The 14,857-nt window shown below is 66.4% G+C and carries 13 protein-coding genes and 1 pseudogene; 7 read left to right on the top strand and 7 right to left on the bottom strand.

The window, feature by feature from the left end:
- Window positions 1-10: 10 nt before the first annotated feature.
- A complete protein-coding gene (locus N0B15_RS17820) occupies window positions 11-409 on the top strand; it encodes a hypothetical protein (protein WP_263021061.1) in 399 nt (132 codons plus the stop codon).
- Window positions 410-636: 227 nt separating this feature from the next.
- Window positions 637-1,067, top strand: a pseudogene (locus N0B15_RS17815) (hypothetical protein); the annotation flags it as partial.
- A gap of 308 nt (window positions 1,068-1,375) precedes the next feature.
- Here N0B15_RS17815 and N0B15_RS17810 read toward each other — a convergent pair.
- From N0B15_RS17810 to N0B15_RS17790, 5 genes are all read right to left on the bottom strand, one after another.
- Window positions 1,376-1,636 carry a hypothetical protein gene (locus N0B15_RS17810; protein WP_263021060.1) on the bottom strand — a complete coding sequence of 87 codons (261 nt, stop codon included), beginning with the start codon at window positions 1,634-1,636 and terminating at the stop codon, window positions 1,376-1,378.
- A gap of 222 nt (window positions 1,637-1,858) precedes the next feature.
- The gene (locus tag N0B15_RS17805; RefSeq protein ID WP_263021059.1) at window positions 1,859-5,188 is read right to left on the bottom strand and encodes a ThuA domain-containing protein; all 3,330 of its coding nucleotides are present in this window, start codon (window positions 5,186-5,188) and stop codon (window positions 1,859-1,861) included.
- Window positions 5,189-5,319: 131 nt separating this feature from the next.
- The gene (locus N0B15_RS17800) at window positions 5,320-6,063 is read right to left on the bottom strand and encodes a PAS domain S-box protein (RefSeq protein WP_263021058.1); all 744 of its coding nucleotides are present in this window, start codon (window positions 6,061-6,063) and stop codon (window positions 5,320-5,322) included.
- 62 nt (window positions 6,064-6,125) lie between these two features.
- On the bottom strand, window positions 6,126-6,281 hold the full coding sequence (locus N0B15_RS17795; protein ID WP_263021057.1) for a hypothetical protein: 156 nt from the start codon (window positions 6,279-6,281) through the stop codon (window positions 6,126-6,128).
- 10 nt (window positions 6,282-6,291) lie between these two features.
- On the bottom strand, window positions 6,292-6,531 hold the full coding sequence (locus tag N0B15_RS17790) for a HalOD1 output domain-containing protein (RefSeq protein ID WP_263021056.1): 240 nt from the start codon (window positions 6,529-6,531) through the stop codon (window positions 6,292-6,294).
- Between the two features lie 349 nt (window positions 6,532-6,880).
- Here N0B15_RS17790 and N0B15_RS17785 point away from each other — a divergent pair, with 349 nt between their 5' ends.
- The 4 genes from N0B15_RS17785 to hjc all read left to right on the top strand — a co-directional run bounded on the left by N0B15_RS17785 (window position 6,881) and on the right by hjc (window position 12,942).
- On the top strand, window positions 6,881-10,753 hold the full coding sequence (locus N0B15_RS17785) for a PAS domain-containing protein (protein ID WP_263021055.1): 3,873 nt from the start codon (window positions 6,881-6,883) through the stop codon (window positions 10,751-10,753).
- A gap of 35 nt (window positions 10,754-10,788) precedes the next feature.
- Complete coding sequence (locus N0B15_RS17780; protein WP_263021054.1) at window positions 10,789-11,589, top strand: CPBP family intramembrane glutamic endopeptidase; 801 nt, start codon at window positions 10,789-10,791, stop codon at window positions 11,587-11,589.
- Between the two features lie 193 nt (window positions 11,590-11,782).
- Complete coding sequence (locus tag N0B15_RS17775; protein ID WP_263021053.1) at window positions 11,783-12,316, top strand: DoxX family protein; 534 nt, start codon at window positions 11,783-11,785, stop codon at window positions 12,314-12,316.
- Window positions 12,317-12,420: 104 nt separating this feature from the next.
- The gene (hjc, locus tag N0B15_RS17770) at window positions 12,421-12,942 is read left to right on the top strand and encodes a Holliday junction resolvase Hjc (RefSeq protein WP_263021052.1); all 522 of its coding nucleotides are present in this window, start codon (window positions 12,421-12,423) and stop codon (window positions 12,940-12,942) included.
- Between the two features lies 1 nt (window position 12,943).
- On the opposite strand, the gene N0B15_RS17765 is transcribed toward hjc, so the two are convergent.
- Together N0B15_RS17765 and N0B15_RS17760 are read right to left on the bottom strand one after the other, a co-directional pair.
- Complete coding sequence (locus N0B15_RS17765) at window positions 12,944-13,663, bottom strand: E3 ubiquitin ligase family protein (protein WP_263021051.1); 720 nt, start codon at window positions 13,661-13,663, stop codon at window positions 12,944-12,946.
- A gap of 55 nt (window positions 13,664-13,718) precedes the next feature.
- Window positions 13,719-14,384 carry an SWIM zinc finger family protein gene (locus tag N0B15_RS17760; RefSeq protein ID WP_263021050.1) on the bottom strand — a complete coding sequence of 222 codons (666 nt, stop codon included), beginning with the start codon at window positions 14,382-14,384 and terminating at the stop codon, window positions 13,719-13,721.
- Between the two features lie 178 nt (window positions 14,385-14,562).
- Here N0B15_RS17760 and N0B15_RS17755 point away from each other — a divergent pair, with 178 nt between their 5' ends.
- On the top strand, window positions 14,563-14,832 hold the full coding sequence (locus N0B15_RS17755; protein WP_263021049.1) for a DUF7472 family protein: 270 nt from the start codon (window positions 14,563-14,565) through the stop codon (window positions 14,830-14,832).
- Window positions 14,833-14,857 lie beyond the last annotated feature (25 nt).

Raw genomic sequence — 14,857 nt, 5'->3', positions numbered from 1 at the left:
CTACCAATAGATGACCTCACACCTTTGGACACTCTCGGAGAAGCTGGTGCAGAAGAACGGAGACAGCCCACCGCCACCGGACGTCACAGTTGGATCGCTCTGCTTGGGTGGGATCGCCGTGTTCGCCGTCGCTATCGCGGTGATTACAGCGGTCGCAGATCCGACCACAGAACCACTGAAAGGGGCGACGCTCGCATACGGCGTTCCGGGCCTCGTCCTCCTCGCGATAGCGGTGACGATGTACCAGCGGCGGCCTATCGGCTGGATCGGCCTACTCGGAGCAGTACTCCTTAGCCTCGCCTACACCCTTTCGTTTGAGGTCACAGTGGGGCTCAGAGACATCGTCCTGGTCGCAGCGCACGTCGCCCTGCTCGGGTACTTGGTGTACCGACGCCACGTGTACCTGTAGGTGACAGTCCGCAGTCAGACGGCCCCATACCAGCGTCGGGGTTCTAAAAGTGATTCCATTTTCGGGCGACGGCGGCGCCGCGCGAACCACTGACTGGGTCTGTGACTGGCACCAGAGGCGCTTTGACGATCGTCGATCCTTTTCCTTCGACTCTGGTGCATTGCCAGACTGCGCCGAGTCAAACCATTAAATCTAGGGAGTTGAAGCGGAAAAACGGCTAATAGTTCATGTCCAAGAGTTCCCGATTCACTGGGAAGGTCGTGAGGTTGGCAAAAAGTGCTGGTAGTGGCCGAGGCGAATTCGCCGTCGTTTCGCTGCATTGTCTGCGGATTTACCTGAAGAAATCTTACCGCGAATCGCTCGACTTGTTGAGCGAGATGCCTCAAATACTGGCGGAAATAGGCCTCAACGCGGTCGGTCTCCCTCACCACTCCACGTTAGTAAAAGCGTTTGAGAAGATCAAGATCGCTGTCTGGCGAGTGCTGCTGCGCCTATCGGCGTTCACGAAAGCGCAGCTCTTGTGCAGCCCACAAAATCGTTCCACGATTTTGGGACGCAGATGCACGAGCCGTCCGGTCATGCAGCGACGGACGCGACGTTTTTCGACCGCGAAACCGCAAGCAAGCACTACTGTCGCCGGACGGATTACTGCGTCCAGTATCCGTCTTTAGCTAAGCGGAGAACCACGTGACAGCGGCGGCTTCTCGAGGCATCTTTTCGAGAGGAATGAGGAGGCAACGGCTGTGTCCACCAACGCCTCCTCATCTCGGATTATGCGTCGTCTACAATATCAAGCATGACGTCAAACAGTAAAATAAACCGCAGTGTGGCGATTCACCACGGCCCTTCCAAGCGGTACTCCTGTTGAACCGACTGGAAGTGAATCTACACACCCTGCTGCGAACGTACTACCGAGCACCGCGAGAAGGTGGCGGCGAGTAATCTGCGTTGTATCCATAGATGGTCTCACCCCCGTATCTTCGGGAGGTAGTCGAGCGCCATCGCGGCGAGCACGACCGAGAGGGCGACCGTCGCGATCCCGACACCGGCCTGGGCCGTGGAGGGCTCGGTCAGGAGGGCGCTGGTGCCGACCCAGAGGAACGCGAGTGAGAAGCCGAGCAGCAGCGCCGTTCCGAGTGCGTCGAGCAGTGCGTCTTTCACCGCCGCGTGGACGACGGCGTACACCTCCGCTTCGGTGAGCCGGGCCTCGTCTGTCTGGGGTACCATCTCTCCTTTCTCCTCTCCTGGGTGAGTACTACTGTGTTGTCATTTTCTCTCGAGGTGGCCCTCTCACCGTCCGGTGACGCCGGTCTGCATCCGGCCTCCGGGCGGTTCGTGGTCGGCTCCTCCGAGGGCGCACGCGAGCGGGTCTGAGAGGGTGGGTCCCTCCCGCTCGAGCTTAGATCGACTCGAACACTCCGAGACGGGAGTCTCGTACGCTCGAACGCCTCACAGCCGTTCGAAGAGGGCGACCACGTCGTTGAAGCCGACCTGGCCGTTACCACTGAAGTCGAAGTACTCGACGTTCGACTGGACGACGTCGCTGTTGTGTTCCTCGAAGAACGTCACCACGTCGTTGAAGCCGAGGTTCCCGTCGCCGGTGATGTCCTCGTAGAGACCGTCGCCGGTGAGGTCCTGGGCGGGGTTGCCGTCGCCGCTGACGTCGAGGTCGGCCGCGGGTCCGTCCTCGAGGACGTCACTCACGCGAGCGTTGAGCGCCTCGAGTTCCTCGCGTGCGCCCGACGGCATGTCGATCGAGGGTGACTCGAGGCCTGGCTGGCCGTCGGGGTCGGGCCAGCCGACGACGACGGTGGCGACCATGCCGGCTTCCTCGTGGGGGACGCAGACGTAGTCGTAGACGCCCTCGTCCTCGAAGGTGTGTTCGAAGGTCTCGCCCTCCTGGCTCAGGAGGTCGCTCTGCCAGGGGTCGGTGCCGTCGGGGATGCGCTGGTCGCCGTAGGTGTCGGGGTGGTAGGCGACGGTATCGTGTGGCCAGCCGCCGACGAACTCCCAGGTGACGGTCGCGCCCTCTTCGACGTGGACGATCTGGGGTTCGAAGCGGTTGCCGTCGGCCATGTCGACGGTGATCTCGGTGACGGGGTCGCCGAGGTTGTCGTCGAACTCGTCGTCGTGGCCGTCGCCGATCGAGAGGTCGCCGAGCATCGTCGACGGGTGGGGTTCACAGAGGTAGTGGTCCATCTCCTCGGTCGCGGTGAACGAGACCTCCTGGGTCGCGCCCTCGTTGTAGACGAGGTCCGTCGAGAGCAACACCTCCTCGTCTTCGTCGCGGATCGCGACGTTGTGGGGGATGCCGTCGACGTTGGTCCACTCGAAGCGGTACTCGCCGCCGACCTCGACCGGCAGCGTCGGGTTCGTCTCACCGGCGATTGAGTCGGGTGAGACGCCCACCCAGCCGTCGGTCGCGCCCTCGAGGACGAACTCCTCGTCGTACTGGGGGACGACGACCTCGGGTTCGTGTTCGATGCGGTAGATGGCGGGGTTGGTCGGCTCGAACTCCTCGCCCCAGTCGGCGACGTAGAGCCGCCCCTCCGGACCGACGGCGAAGTCGTTCGGACTCTCGAGACCGATTCCGGAGAGGAAGGGTTCGATCTCGAGGAGGTCGCCGTCGGCGTCGGTCGAGATGAGTTTGAGCGAGCCGGAGTTCCAGCCGGCGATGAGCCACTTGCCGTCGACGTACGGGGGGAGACCGCCGTCACCGATCTCGTCGAGTCTGAACAGGGGACCGCCGATGACGCCGGTGTCGGCGAGTTCGGGGTGGGGCACCTCGTCGGGTGTCTCCCAGGGACCGTCGTGGGGTGGATGTAGGTAGGTCTGCCAGTCGGTGGCGACGTAGGCGAGCGTCGAGTCGGTGTCGACCGGTGGGAGGTCGGTGAGACCGTCGTTGTGCGCGGAGTCGTTGGTCGGCCCGTCGGGATCGAAGTAGCCGCTCGAGGTGTGGGTGTTGTAATCGAAATCCGCGTAGGGGTACTCGAGACGAGCGAACGGCCAGCCCATGTTGACGGGGTCGGTGATCCGGTTGTAGGTTCGCAGGCCGATCGGGCCGCGGTCTGTGTCCCACTCGTAACTGTCGGGACCCATGTCGGCGACGTAGAGCGCGCCGGTCTCGTCGTCGACGCCGAGACGGAATGGGTTTCGAAAGCCCATCGCGTAGATTTCCGGGGCGACGGTGCCGGCGTCGATCTCGGCGGCGTACTCGTCTTCGGGGAAGAGGTTGCCGTCGGGAATCGAGTAGCTGCCGTCCTCGTGTGGCTCGATGCGGAGGATCTTCCCCCGGAGGTCTGCGGTGTCGCCCGAGGTGCCGCGGGCGTCCATCCAGTTGGGGTCGCTCCCCTCTTCGATGGGGGCGAAGCCGTCGTGTTCGTGTGGGGTGACGTTGTCGCCCGTGGTGAGGTAGAGACTGCCGTCGGGACCGAACTCGACGCCACCGGCGAGGTGGTAGTCCGCGCCGCCCCACATCCCGCCGCTCGTCTCGCGCTGGGTCGTCACGCGTAACAGTTCGACCTCGCTCGCCTCGTCGAACGTGCCGGTGTCGGGGTCGACCTCGAAGCGCGAGAGCACGGCGTAGGGATCGTCTGCGTCGGGGTCGAGCGCGTCGTTCGTCGGCGAGTAGTAGAAGTAGACGTAGCCGTTGTCCGAAAACTCCGGGTCGAACGCGAGGTCGTGGCCGCCGTCTTCGGCCGCGCTGTAGAACTCACGCTCGAGCGCGACGCTCGTCTCGAAGGTGTCCGGATCGATGGCGAGGACGTTGGCGTCGAGGTTGACGACGTAGATACGCCCGCTGGGGTCGGTTTCGATCGAGACCGGCGTCGTCACGTCGGTGGTGATCTCGACGCGCTGGTAGGAGTCCCAGACGGTGGCCGTCGCGTCACCCTCGACGAGTCCGCCCGCCCAGCAGATGCCGTAGAGGAGGTGCTCGAGGAACGCCTCCTCGTCGAACGCCGCCTGGGTGTGGCCCCGGCCGGTGTACCAGGCGCGGCCGTCGTCGACCTCGTGACACCAGGCGATCGGGTGGTCCGCGCGGCCGCCGTCCATCCCCGCGCCGTCGTAGCTGTCTTCGTCGAGCGTCGCCAGCACGTGGACGTCACCCCGCGGATTCCGGTCGTAGTCGTACCACTCGTCTTCGGCCGTCCAGCGCTCGGGGAGGTGACGCGTCGAGGGGTGGTCCCGGTCGGTGACGGCGATTTCGCCGTCCTGGACCGGCGGGTGGTCCTCGAACTGCGCGCCGACGAGGTCGCTGTAGAAGTCCCAGTGGTAGTGGGTGTCCGCGGCCGCGTGGATGCCCGCGTAGCCGCCGCCGTCGCGAATGTACGCCTCGAACGCCTCGCGCTGGGCGTGCTCGAGCGGACTGCCGGTCGTGTTGTTCCAGACGACGACGTCGTAGGCCGCGAGCTCGTCGACATCGTCTGGGAAGGCGCTCGCGTCACCGTTCGGATCGTCGATCACGTCGATCGTCACCTCGTCGACGCCCGCGACCGTCGCGATGCGGTCGGTGAGCGACTCGAGCTGTGCGTTCCCGTAGTCGATGCTGGCGTGGCGAAAGCCGTCGGTGACCGAGAAGACGAGCACCGAGACCCCGTCCGTGTGGTCGTGGCTGTCAGCCGTCGCACTCCCCGGCAGGCCGCCGAAGAGTGCGCCGCCCGCACCCAGGGCCGCCCCGGTGTGTAAGAGCCGCCGTCGTGAAATCGTACTGACCGACTCCGCCCGGTCGCCGCCGGACGCTCGCTCGAGCGCTCGCGTCTCGTCTGTGTGTGCTGGCATGGCTACTCGTGTTGGAGCACTGTCTGGCGACGAACCAATAATCTTTCTGCAAAATATTGTTATTTCAATAATGAATCGGCAGTAAATAGGGGCCACTTCCGATGCTGCCGGGTTTCGTCCGCGGCCGACGACTAGCGCTCTTCGGCGTGCTCGTCGGCCGCTGGCGCCGCCACCTCGCTCGAGCCGTGTCTGTGTTCGTCTGCGGTGACGACGAGTCCACCGTCGTCGAGACCGACGATCGCGGTTCTGACGACGACGGTCTCGCCGTCACGTCGTCGTCCGGTACACTGACCACTCCAGCGCCAGCCGTCTTCGACCGCCGGAATCGCCGTCACACTGAGCCGTTCGGCCTCGTCCTCGTCGTAGATCCTCGTCCACGAGCTGCCGTGTAACTCCGCTCTCCGGTAGCCGAACTGGTGGGCGTAGGCGCGGTTGACGAACGCGAACGTTCCGGTGCGGTCGACGATCGCGACCGCGTCGGTCACGGTCTGGAGCGCCGTCAGGGCGTGTTCGGTCCAGGTGGCCGCACGCCGGTGTTCGACGGCCCGTCGAAGCTGGTGCTCGAGGTGTCGTGCGTGACGCCCGTCGGTCGCTGCCGGCGCGTACACGATCGGGAGGTCGGGATAGCGGGCGACGACGGTCTCGAGCAGTTCATCCGTCTCCTCGGCTGGAAACTGCGTCGAGACGAGCAGGCAGTCGGTCTCGTCTACCTGTCTCAGTGCGCCCGCGACCGTCGACTCGCGATGTACGTCGACGTGTTCGTCACTGGCGTCTTCGAGCGGCAGCGTCTCGCCGTCGCCACCGACGAAGAGCACCGTAACCGACTGCGTGTCTGCCGTCTCTCGGTGCGAACTGTCGTCGTTCGGTGCAGGCATCTTTCACCGTTTTCGTCGGCCGTCCCCGTTCACCTTCGATCCCCCTCGCCGCTCGAGCCGGCTCATGGAACGATCCGCTGGGTGACGTTCGAGAGGACCCAGGCTGACTCGTTCTCCGGATCGGTGATCACGGCGACTCTGGTCGAGCCGACCTCGTACTCCTCGTAGCGTTCTCTGATCGGTTCTGCGTTCGTCTCTGTGGTGTCGTCTGTCAACATTGCTCGGTGATCATCGCGGTTCGTCGGTGATGCCGTCGACGGTCACGGTGCCATCGCTCCCCACGACGACGTGGTGACCGCTGTACTCGAAGCTGACCTGTCCCTCGGTCCCGGGGCGGAACAGCCGCTCGAGCGCTTCCATGTCGATCGAGTAGTAAAGCGGTGGCTCGAGCGAGAACGGATCGGTGCCTGCGGCTTCGGCGATCGCCTCGACGACGCGCGTTCCAACCGACTCGTGTGCTTCGGACATCGTGGTGGCAGTCATCACGAGTTTCTACGGGCCCCGCCCCCATCCCACTGGCCGTTATCTGCGTAGCACCGACGCGTAGCCGTCGTTACGTGTATAACCCCCGTGGCCGACGGTCTCGAGTCGGCTGCCGTCGACCCCCGGGGTCGTGGGTAGCTCTCAATAGCGTACGGGCCGTACGAGCCGACATGATCGCATCCCCCTCACGCGTGTTCCCCGACGCAGCTCGACGTTCGCCACCTGACGTGTACGCGCCGGTGCAGGCGACGCCGACGGACCGGCCGAACGCACGCTCGAGTCCCACCCGACCGCGTCGAGACCCGATCGATCGGTCACGCCCGGGTGTAGTCCCGTGAGCGACTCGGCCAACGGCGTCGACAGCCGCGCGATCGAACGGCTCACCGACCGTCTCGAGCGCTTCAACGCGGGTGAGTCGGACGTGGAGTTCGCGACGGCGCAGGACGGCCCGCTCGCCGACCTCTGCGCAGCCGTCGGCGACCTCGTCGACGACGTGCGCAGCCACGAGCACCGCTCGGAAGCGAGCGAGCGCTACCGCCGCGAACTCTACCGGATCACCTCGGACGCCGCTGCGAGCAGCGACGAGAAGATCGAACGCCTCCTCGACCTGGGCCGTCGCTACTTCGGGGTCGAAAACGGCGTCCTCACGCAGATCGATCCCGATACCGACCGGTACGAGGTGGAACTGGCCGCTGGCGGCACCTTCGTTCAGCTCGGCACGTCACCGCTCTCGGAGACGTTCTGCCGGAAGACGATCACGTCTGGCGATATTCTCGGCATCTACGACGCCGCCTCCGAGGGCTTCGACGCCGACCCCGGCTACTCCGAGTGGGGAATCGCCTGCTACATCGGCGGACGGCTCGAGGTCGACGACGAGCTGTACGGGACGCTCTGTTTCGTCGACCCCGATCCACGCGACGAGCCGTTCACGCGTCGCGACTTCGTCTTCGCCGACCTCCTGACGCGGTGGGTGAGTTACGAACTCGAGCGCCGTAAACTCGAAGACTACCGCGACTACACCGTCGAGATCATCGACACGCTCGACGACGTCTTCTACATCCTCGACGAGGGCGGCGAGGCGCTCCGCTGGAACGAGACCTTCAACGAGACGGTCGGCTACACCGACGAACAGATCGACTCGATGTCTCCGCTCGAGTTCTTTCCACCTGCAGACCATCCACGGGTCGTCGAGGCGATCGAACGGGTGTTCGAAGACGGATCCGCCCGCATCGATGCCCCGTTTCTGACCGCCGATGGCGAGTCGATCCCTCACGAGTTCGTCGCGTCTCGGCTCGAGAGTCCCGAGGGCGATCCCGTCCTCGTCGGCATCGGCCGCGACATCAGCGAACGCGCCCGATACGAACGCGAACTCGAACGCACTCGGGACCTCCTCACCCAGTCACAGCGCCTCGCGAACGTCGGTGCCTGGGAGCTCGAGGCGGCCGGCGACGCCGTCGACGTCGTCTGGACCGACGAAGTCGCACGCATCCACGGCTGGTCGGGAACCGACGCCACGCTCGAGCAGATGCTCGCACAGTACCGCCCCGCCGACCGCGAGCGCATCGAAACGGCGATCGACCGAGCCATCGAGACCGGTGCAGACTACGACTTCGAGGCACGCCTGACCCGGCCCGACGGCGAGCGCCGCTGGGTGCGAATGATCGCTACATCGGTCACAGACGACGGTCCGGTCACCACGCTACGCGGCTCGATCCAGGATGTCACCGAACGCAAGCGCCACGAACGCGACCTCGAACGGACGACCGACCTCCTCCAGCAGGTCCAGCGGCTGGCGACCGTCGGCGGCTGGGAGGTCGACTTCCGGCGTGACCCGCCGGCGATGACCTGGACGGACGAACTGTATCGTATCCACTGCTTCGACCGCGATGCCGACCTCCAACGGGAGTCGGTCGTCGAAGCCTACCATCCAGCCGACCGCGAGCGCGTCGACGCCACGCTCCGCGAGGCGGTCGAGACCGAGACCGCCTACGACATCGAGGCGCGACTCCAGACCGACGCCGGCATACGCTGGGTCAGGGCGATCGGTGAACCGATCCACGAGGACGGCGACCTCGTCGCCTTCAGAGGCTCCGTCCAGGACATCTCCGACCGGAAAGAACGCGAACAGGACCTCCAGCGCACGACTGCCCTCCTCGAGCAGACCCAGCGGATCGCGAACGTCGGCGGCTGGGAACTCGACCTCACCACCGACCCGCCCTACGAGGGGACGCTCACCGACGAACTCTACCGCATCCACGGCGTGCCGCTCGAGGAGCCGTTCGACGTGGAACGCGGTCTCGAGTTCTACCACCCCGACGACCGCGACCGGGTTCGGACGGCAGTCGAGACCGCCATCGCCGCCAGGGAACCGTACGACATCGAAGCGCGCCTGCTCACCGCGAGCGGCGAGCAGCGCTGGGTCCAGACGACGGGCGTGCCTATCACCGACGCCGAGGGGGAGCTCGTCACGCTCAGAGGCGCGTTACAGGACATCACCGAGCGCAAAGAGCGCGAACTCGCCATCAGGTCGCTCCACGAGACGACACACAGCCTCCTCAACACCGAGACCGAGCAGGCCGTCGCCGACCTGATCGTCGAGACCGCAGACGACGCTCTCGAGGTGACCGGTGCCTGTATCTACCTCCTCGACGCGACGAGCAACCGACTCGAGCCGGTTGCCGCCTCCCCACAGGTCGCCGACGACCTGCAACCGATCGCCGTCGGTGATGCAGACTCGGTCGTCTGGAACGTCTTCGCGACGGGCTCACAGACGGTCGTCGGCTCCTCGCCCCTGCTCGTCGACGGAGACAGCAGCGGGCTGGTCGTCCCGATGGGCGTCCACGGCGTCTTCGTCGCGACGGCGCCCGCACCCGACGTCGACGACGAGACCAGACGCTTGGTCGAGACGCTCGTCGCGACCGCCGAAGCCGCCTTCGACCGCCTCGAGAGCGAGTCGAGCCTCCGCGAGCGCGACGCCGAACTCGCCGCACAGAACCGCCGGCTCAAACGCCAGATCCAGGTCACCGAGATCATCCGGGCGATCGATCAGTCGCTCGTCGGCTCGACGAGTCGCCACGAGATCGAACGGACCGTCTGTGAACGCCTCGTCGAGGAACCGAGCATCGACTTCGCCTGGATCGGTGCGACCGACGCCGGCCAGGAGGGACTCGCCCCTCGAACCTGGGCTGGTGCCGAGGGGGCGTACCTGGACGCGGTCTCGTTCGAAACGCTCGACACCTCGAGCGAACCCGCCGTCCAGACCGCACGCACCGAAGACTCGACGGTCGTCTCGAACGTCGTCGGCGACCTCCCTGGCGACCCCTGGCGCACCGCCGCACTCGCCAGCGGCTTCCACTCGGTGTGCAGCGTCCCGCTCGCCTTCGACGAGTACGTCTACGGCGTCCTCTCGGTCTACGCGAGCGAACCGGACGCCTTCGGCGACCTCGAACGGACGGTCTTCGAGGAACTCGGCGAGAGCATCGCCAACGCGATCAACGCGGTGACGGCGCGACAGGCCCTCCACACCGATACCGCGCTCGAACTCACCGTCACCATCACCGACTCGGGCACCTTCCTCGAGCGCCTCGCACGGGCGGCCGACTGTCGACTCTCGTTCGAAGGTCTGCCCGCGCACGCGGCCGACGAAACCCGGCTCTTCTTCACCGCCGACGGCCCACCCGAGACCGTCGAGGCGGTTCTCGACGAGTTCGTCTCCGTCTCCTCCTTCCAGCGAATCTCCGAATCGGGCGAGGAGACGCTGTTCGAGGCGACCGTCTCGGGTGACGTCCTCGCCTCGCGACTCGTCCGCCACGGCGCGACCCCGCGCTCGATCGTCGCCACCCCCGCCGGCGTCGAGACCGTCGTCGACCTCTCGACGGCGACCGACGTCCGCGAGTTCCTCGAGATGCTCGACGAGCGCTACCCGACGGTCGAACTCATCCGCCGCCGGACGGTCAGCCGCCGCACACACACCCGCGGCCACCTGATCGACTCGCTGTTCGACGCGCTCACCGACCGCCAGCTCGAGGTGCTCAAAACCGCCTACTTCGCGGGCTACTTCGACTGGCCGCGTGAGTCCACCGGCGAGGAGGTCGCCGCCATGCTCGGCGTCTCACAGCCCGCCGTCAACCGCCACCTCCGCGTCGGCAACCGGCGGCTGCTCGAGCAGCTGTTCGACGTCGACGCGCCGCTGGTCGCTGGCGAGTGAGAACGCCCAAGGTGGCCGCCCTCGTACGCCCGGCCATGGAAGCCGCCACCGAGTCGACCGAGCCGCCCGTCGACGAACCGCTCTGGTCGCTGCTCGTCGCTGTCGGTCTCACCGTCGGTGGTCTCCTCGGCGCACAGCTCGCCGTCCTCCCGGCGCTCGCACTCGAGCCAGCACTCGCCGACTCGGCCGCTGACGCCTCGAGAGGTGCGTTTCTCGCGATGTTCGCGCTCAACTTCGTCGGGATGGCCGCGGTCGGGGCGTTCTACCTCGTGCGTACGGGCCACGGCTGGGACTACCTCGACCTCCGCCTGCCGACGCTGCGCGACTGGGGCTACGTCGTCGTCGGCGTCCTCGCTGTCGTCGCCCTCGTCGTCCTCGTCACGCTGGTCTCCGACGCGCTCGACGTACCCACCGCCCAGCACAGCATCCTCGAGGTCGTCAGCGCCGATCCGCCGCTCGCGCTCTATCTCATCGTCTTCGTCTTCCTCTTCAACGCCCCCGCCGAGGAGTTTCTCTTCCGAAACGTCATCCAGAAGCGCCTCTACGCCACCTTCTCGCGCTACGGTGCCGTCGTCGTCGCGAGCGTCGTCTTCGCGCTGGTCCACCTCCCCGTCTACGCGCTGGGGGCACCCTCGACGCTCGCCGTCGCCGTCTCCCTCGCCGTCATGTTCGTCGGCTCGCTCGTCTTCGGCGCGCTCTACGTCAGAACCGAGAACCTCGTCGTCCCGACGCTCGCCCACGCCGGTCTCAACGCCGTCCAGTTTCTCAACCTCTATCTCGTCCTCGAGTACGCCCCCGAGGAACTCGACCTAGCGATGTTCCTCCCGCTCTGGTGACTCCGCCCGCGAGCGCTCGAGACGCCCCCTCCCGGCCCGTGGCCGGGTTCACTGGCGGTTCCCATCCTCACCGCCGACCTGGCGTGACACTGTCTGACTGTCCACTCTCGTATACTGTTTCTCGACGGGTGGGAACGGTTCTGGGTATATACGTGGTCACGTGTCCAAGCAATAGCTGTAAGAGGATACCATCATGTCTGCAACGACTATCAACCGGTTGGAAAGCCGTATCGGTGGCGTAACGCTCGAGGGAACCCCACACCAGCTCAGTGCGTGGGCGGTCGTCGGTCTCCGCCTCGTCATGGGCTGGGTCATGCTGAGTGCGGGCTGGGGCAAGCTGGTCGGTGAGTTCAGCGCCTACGGCTACCTCGCGAACGTCGACCCGGCGAGTCCAGCCAGCGGGCTCTTCGGCGCGATGGCCGCCAGCGGGACGATGATGGCCGCCGTCGACGTCATCATCCCCGTCAGCCAGGTGCTCATCGGCGTCGCGCTCGTCGCCGGGGCGTTCGTCCGTCTGGCCGCACTCGGGGCCGCCATCCAGATGGTGATGTTCTACTTCGGTAGCTGGGACGTCGCCAACGGGCTGGTCAACAGCCAACTGGTCTACGCCGCGGTGTTCCTCGCACTGGGCGCGTTCGCCGCCGGACGCATCCTCGGCGTCGACCGCATCCTCGAGGCCCACCGGCTCGTCAGGGAGCGCCCGGTCCTGCGCTACCTGCTGGGCTGAACTCGAGTTTTTTCCGTGCCCCTCGCGGTCGCTCGCTTTTCACCGTCGCCTCGCTCCCCCGCGTCTCCGCCTCGTTTATTAGTGACCGGTGGCGAGAGACGGGTATGTCCCACGCGAAGGGTGGCCGCCGCGAGCGCGAACTCGTCAACCGCCTCGACGAGGCCGGATTCGCGGTGATGCGTGCACCCGCCAGCGGCGCGGCGACGACGCGCGAACTGCCCGACGTCCTCGCCGGCGACGGCGAGGTCTTCTACGCCATCGAGGCGAAATCGAGCGCGGGCCAGCCCATCTACCTCACCGGCGAGGAGGTCGAGGCGCTCATCTACTTCGCCCAGAACTTCGGCGCGAAACCCCGCATCGCCGTCCGCTTCGACCGCGAGGACTGGTACTTCTTCCACCCGGGCGACCTCCACCACACCGACGGCGGCAACTACCGCGTCAAGAAGGAGACCGCCATCGCCGAGGGAACCGACTTCCCGGAGTTCGTCGGCGAGAGCGAGAAGGTCACCCTCGACCAGGTCGGCCAGCGCACCGATACGGGCCCCGACGAGGAGGTCGTCCGCGTCCTCCGGGCGGTGAAACAGGGCCTGATGGAGGTCGAGGAGGCGGCGGAGTTACTCGAGTGAGTCACACCGCTCCCAGCGCGCTCCCGGCGGCGAGCCAGAGACCGACCGCGAGGAATATCGACCCGAACGCTCCGAGACCGAGTCCCTTCAACAGGAGTCGCCGCCGGGTCGCTCCCTCCGAGGCGTCGGAGACGAGGAACACCGGCGCGTCGCCCGCCTCGATGGCCACGTCGGCGTCGACCTCACGCGGGTGGGCTTCGGCGTCTCCGAAGACGTAGACCGACTCGCCGACCTCGAGTCGCTTCTCGGTGTAGCGGCGGCGGCCGCCGAAGACCGAGGTGGCGACGCCGGTGATGCTCCGTGCGCGTTGTTGGTTCGGAATCGAGCGCGTCCGGTGGGACTCGAGTGAGAGCGTCGCCCCCTCGGGGTCGACGTAGGCCGTCTCGCGGCCGTCTTCGAGTACGAATGGGCGGCGCTCGCTCCCGCTCTCGACGGTTCGCCAGCCGCTCGAGCGGTTCTTCCCGCCGCGCTTTCGGCGTTCGATCGTGTAGCTGTAGGCGACACAGTCGACGCCGTGAAACGGCGACTCGAGCGGCTCCTCGTGGGGGCGAACCGTCCCCTCGATTTCGACGGGACCGCTCGCCCGCGTGGCTTCGTGGACCGTGATCGGCTCTCCGGCGCGGACGTAGTTCCACGCCCGCAGCGACTGCGATCCCTGCCAGACGACGAATCCCCCGACACCGGCGAAGAGCACTCCGATGAGCGCTTCGATCACTGCCATGCCCTCGGCCTTTCAACCGGGCGATAATAAGCGTGCGGGCGTGACTGTGGTCCCCTCAGACCGGTTGTGACTCCCGAGGTATCGGCTGTTCCACCCGCTCGAGGCGTGGGCGCGGGAAGACGTACACCTTCAGCGAGTCGGGGACGACGCCGTTTCGCGCCACGCGGGCGTGGGGGTACACCGCGCCGACGACGGGGACGTCGGGGTCGTAGCTCGCGTTCGACCCGTACTCGGAGACGGTACACTCGGTCTCGCGGATGCGGACGTGGTCCGCCCGCAGCGGCGAGACGTCGACGACGGTCAGGCGGTCGCCGGTCTCTCTGTCGCGGACGGCGTCGCCCGGGTAGAGGGTGTGGGCCGGGCAGTAGACCGGCGTTGGCGTCTCCTCCTCGACGATCAGCGGGCGAGCGCACTCGGCGCACTCGCGGACGATACGTCCCGGTGGCGGCACGCGGCCGTCGGTGATCTCGATCGCGACCCGGCGGACGTGCTTACAGCGCACGCCCCGGAAGACGTGATCCGGGCAGGTACAGCGCCCGGCGTCGATGTCGACGAGGTAGGTGTGTTCCTCCTCGGACTCGACCTCGTAGAGACCGTCACCCAGGGCGAGGACGGCCATCGGCTCGGCTCTGGCCCGGCGCGAGCGCTCGTCTAACTGGCGGTCTGGCGGCAGTGGTAACGCGGTCTTCGGTGACGCGTGTGTGTGCTGTGTGTGCGTCATGGTAGTGGACTCCGAGCGGCCGGGTTCGACACGTGCCGGCGACCGGCCCGCTCGAGCGGTGGTCTGGCTGTACGACCACTCTAGGTGCTCGAGGAGCATACCCCTCTCGCCTGCGTCGTCCTGGCCGCAGAGACGCCGTTCGAAGCCCTTTTGGTGGGTCCGGAGAAACTCAGGGCCAATGCTCGAGCGCGAGCGGATCATCGAAATCGTCGCCGCCGTCTGTGCCGTTCTCATCATGCTCGCGGCGATGTACTGGATCGGCGTCACGTACAGCGACGCGAACGCGAGCGTCCTCGACGCCGAAGGCGGTGAGATGCTCGTCGGGGCCATCGTCGGCTTCATCTTCCTGATGACCGCGATGGGCGTCGGTCTCGCCTACACGCTCAACGACCCCGAAGACGGTCTCGAGACCGACGAGGCTGAGACCGACGCGAAGAACACCGTCTGAGCTGCGCCCGCCGGTTCTCTCGTCC

Origin of the sequence: Natronobiforma cellulositropha, from assembly GCF_025629245.1 — an archaeon.
Taxonomy (GTDB): Archaea; Halobacteriota; Halobacteria; order Halobacteriales; family Natrialbaceae; genus Natronobiforma; species Natronobiforma cellulositropha.
The sequence above is the reverse complement of the archived record's forward strand: the minus strand, read 5'-3'. Positions and strand labels throughout refer to the sequence as shown.

Coding starts and splice junctions, on each gene's coding strand:
- N0B15_RS17820 (WP_263021061.1), top strand. CDS start 11: ATGACCTCACACCTTTGGACACTCTCGGAGAAGCTGGTGCAGAAGAAC.
- N0B15_RS17790 (WP_263021056.1), bottom strand. CDS start 6,531: ATGTCCGAAGCACACGAGTCGGTTGGAACGCGCGTCGTCGAGGCGATC.
- N0B15_RS17765 (WP_263021051.1), bottom strand. CDS start 13,663: ATGGCAGTGATCGAAGCGCTCATCGGAGTGCTCTTCGCCGGTGTCGGG.
- hjc (WP_263021052.1), top strand. CDS start 12,421: ATGTCCCACGCGAAGGGTGGCCGCCGCGAGCGCGAACTCGTCAACCGC.
- N0B15_RS17805 (WP_263021059.1), bottom strand. CDS start 5,188: ATGCCAGCACACACAGACGAGACGCGAGCGCTCGAGCGAGCGTCCGGC.
- N0B15_RS17755 (WP_263021049.1), top strand. CDS start 14,563: ATGCTCGAGCGCGAGCGGATCATCGAAATCGTCGCCGCCGTCTGTGCC.
- N0B15_RS17810 (WP_263021060.1), bottom strand. CDS start 1,636: ATGGTACCCCAGACAGACGAGGCCCGGCTCACCGAAGCGGAGGTGTAC.
- N0B15_RS17775 (WP_263021053.1), top strand. CDS start 11,783: ATGTCTGCAACGACTATCAACCGGTTGGAAAGCCGTATCGGTGGCGTA.
- N0B15_RS17760 (WP_263021050.1), bottom strand. CDS start 14,384: ATGACGCACACACAGCACACACACGCGTCACCGAAGACCGCGTTACCA.
- N0B15_RS17800 (WP_263021058.1), bottom strand. CDS start 6,063: ATGCCTGCACCGAACGACGACAGTTCGCACCGAGAGACGGCAGACACG.
- N0B15_RS17780 (WP_263021054.1), top strand. CDS start 10,789: ATGGAAGCCGCCACCGAGTCGACCGAGCCGCCCGTCGACGAACCGCTC.
- N0B15_RS17795 (WP_263021057.1), bottom strand. CDS start 6,281: ATGTTGACAGACGACACCACAGAGACGAACGCAGAACCGATCAGAGAA.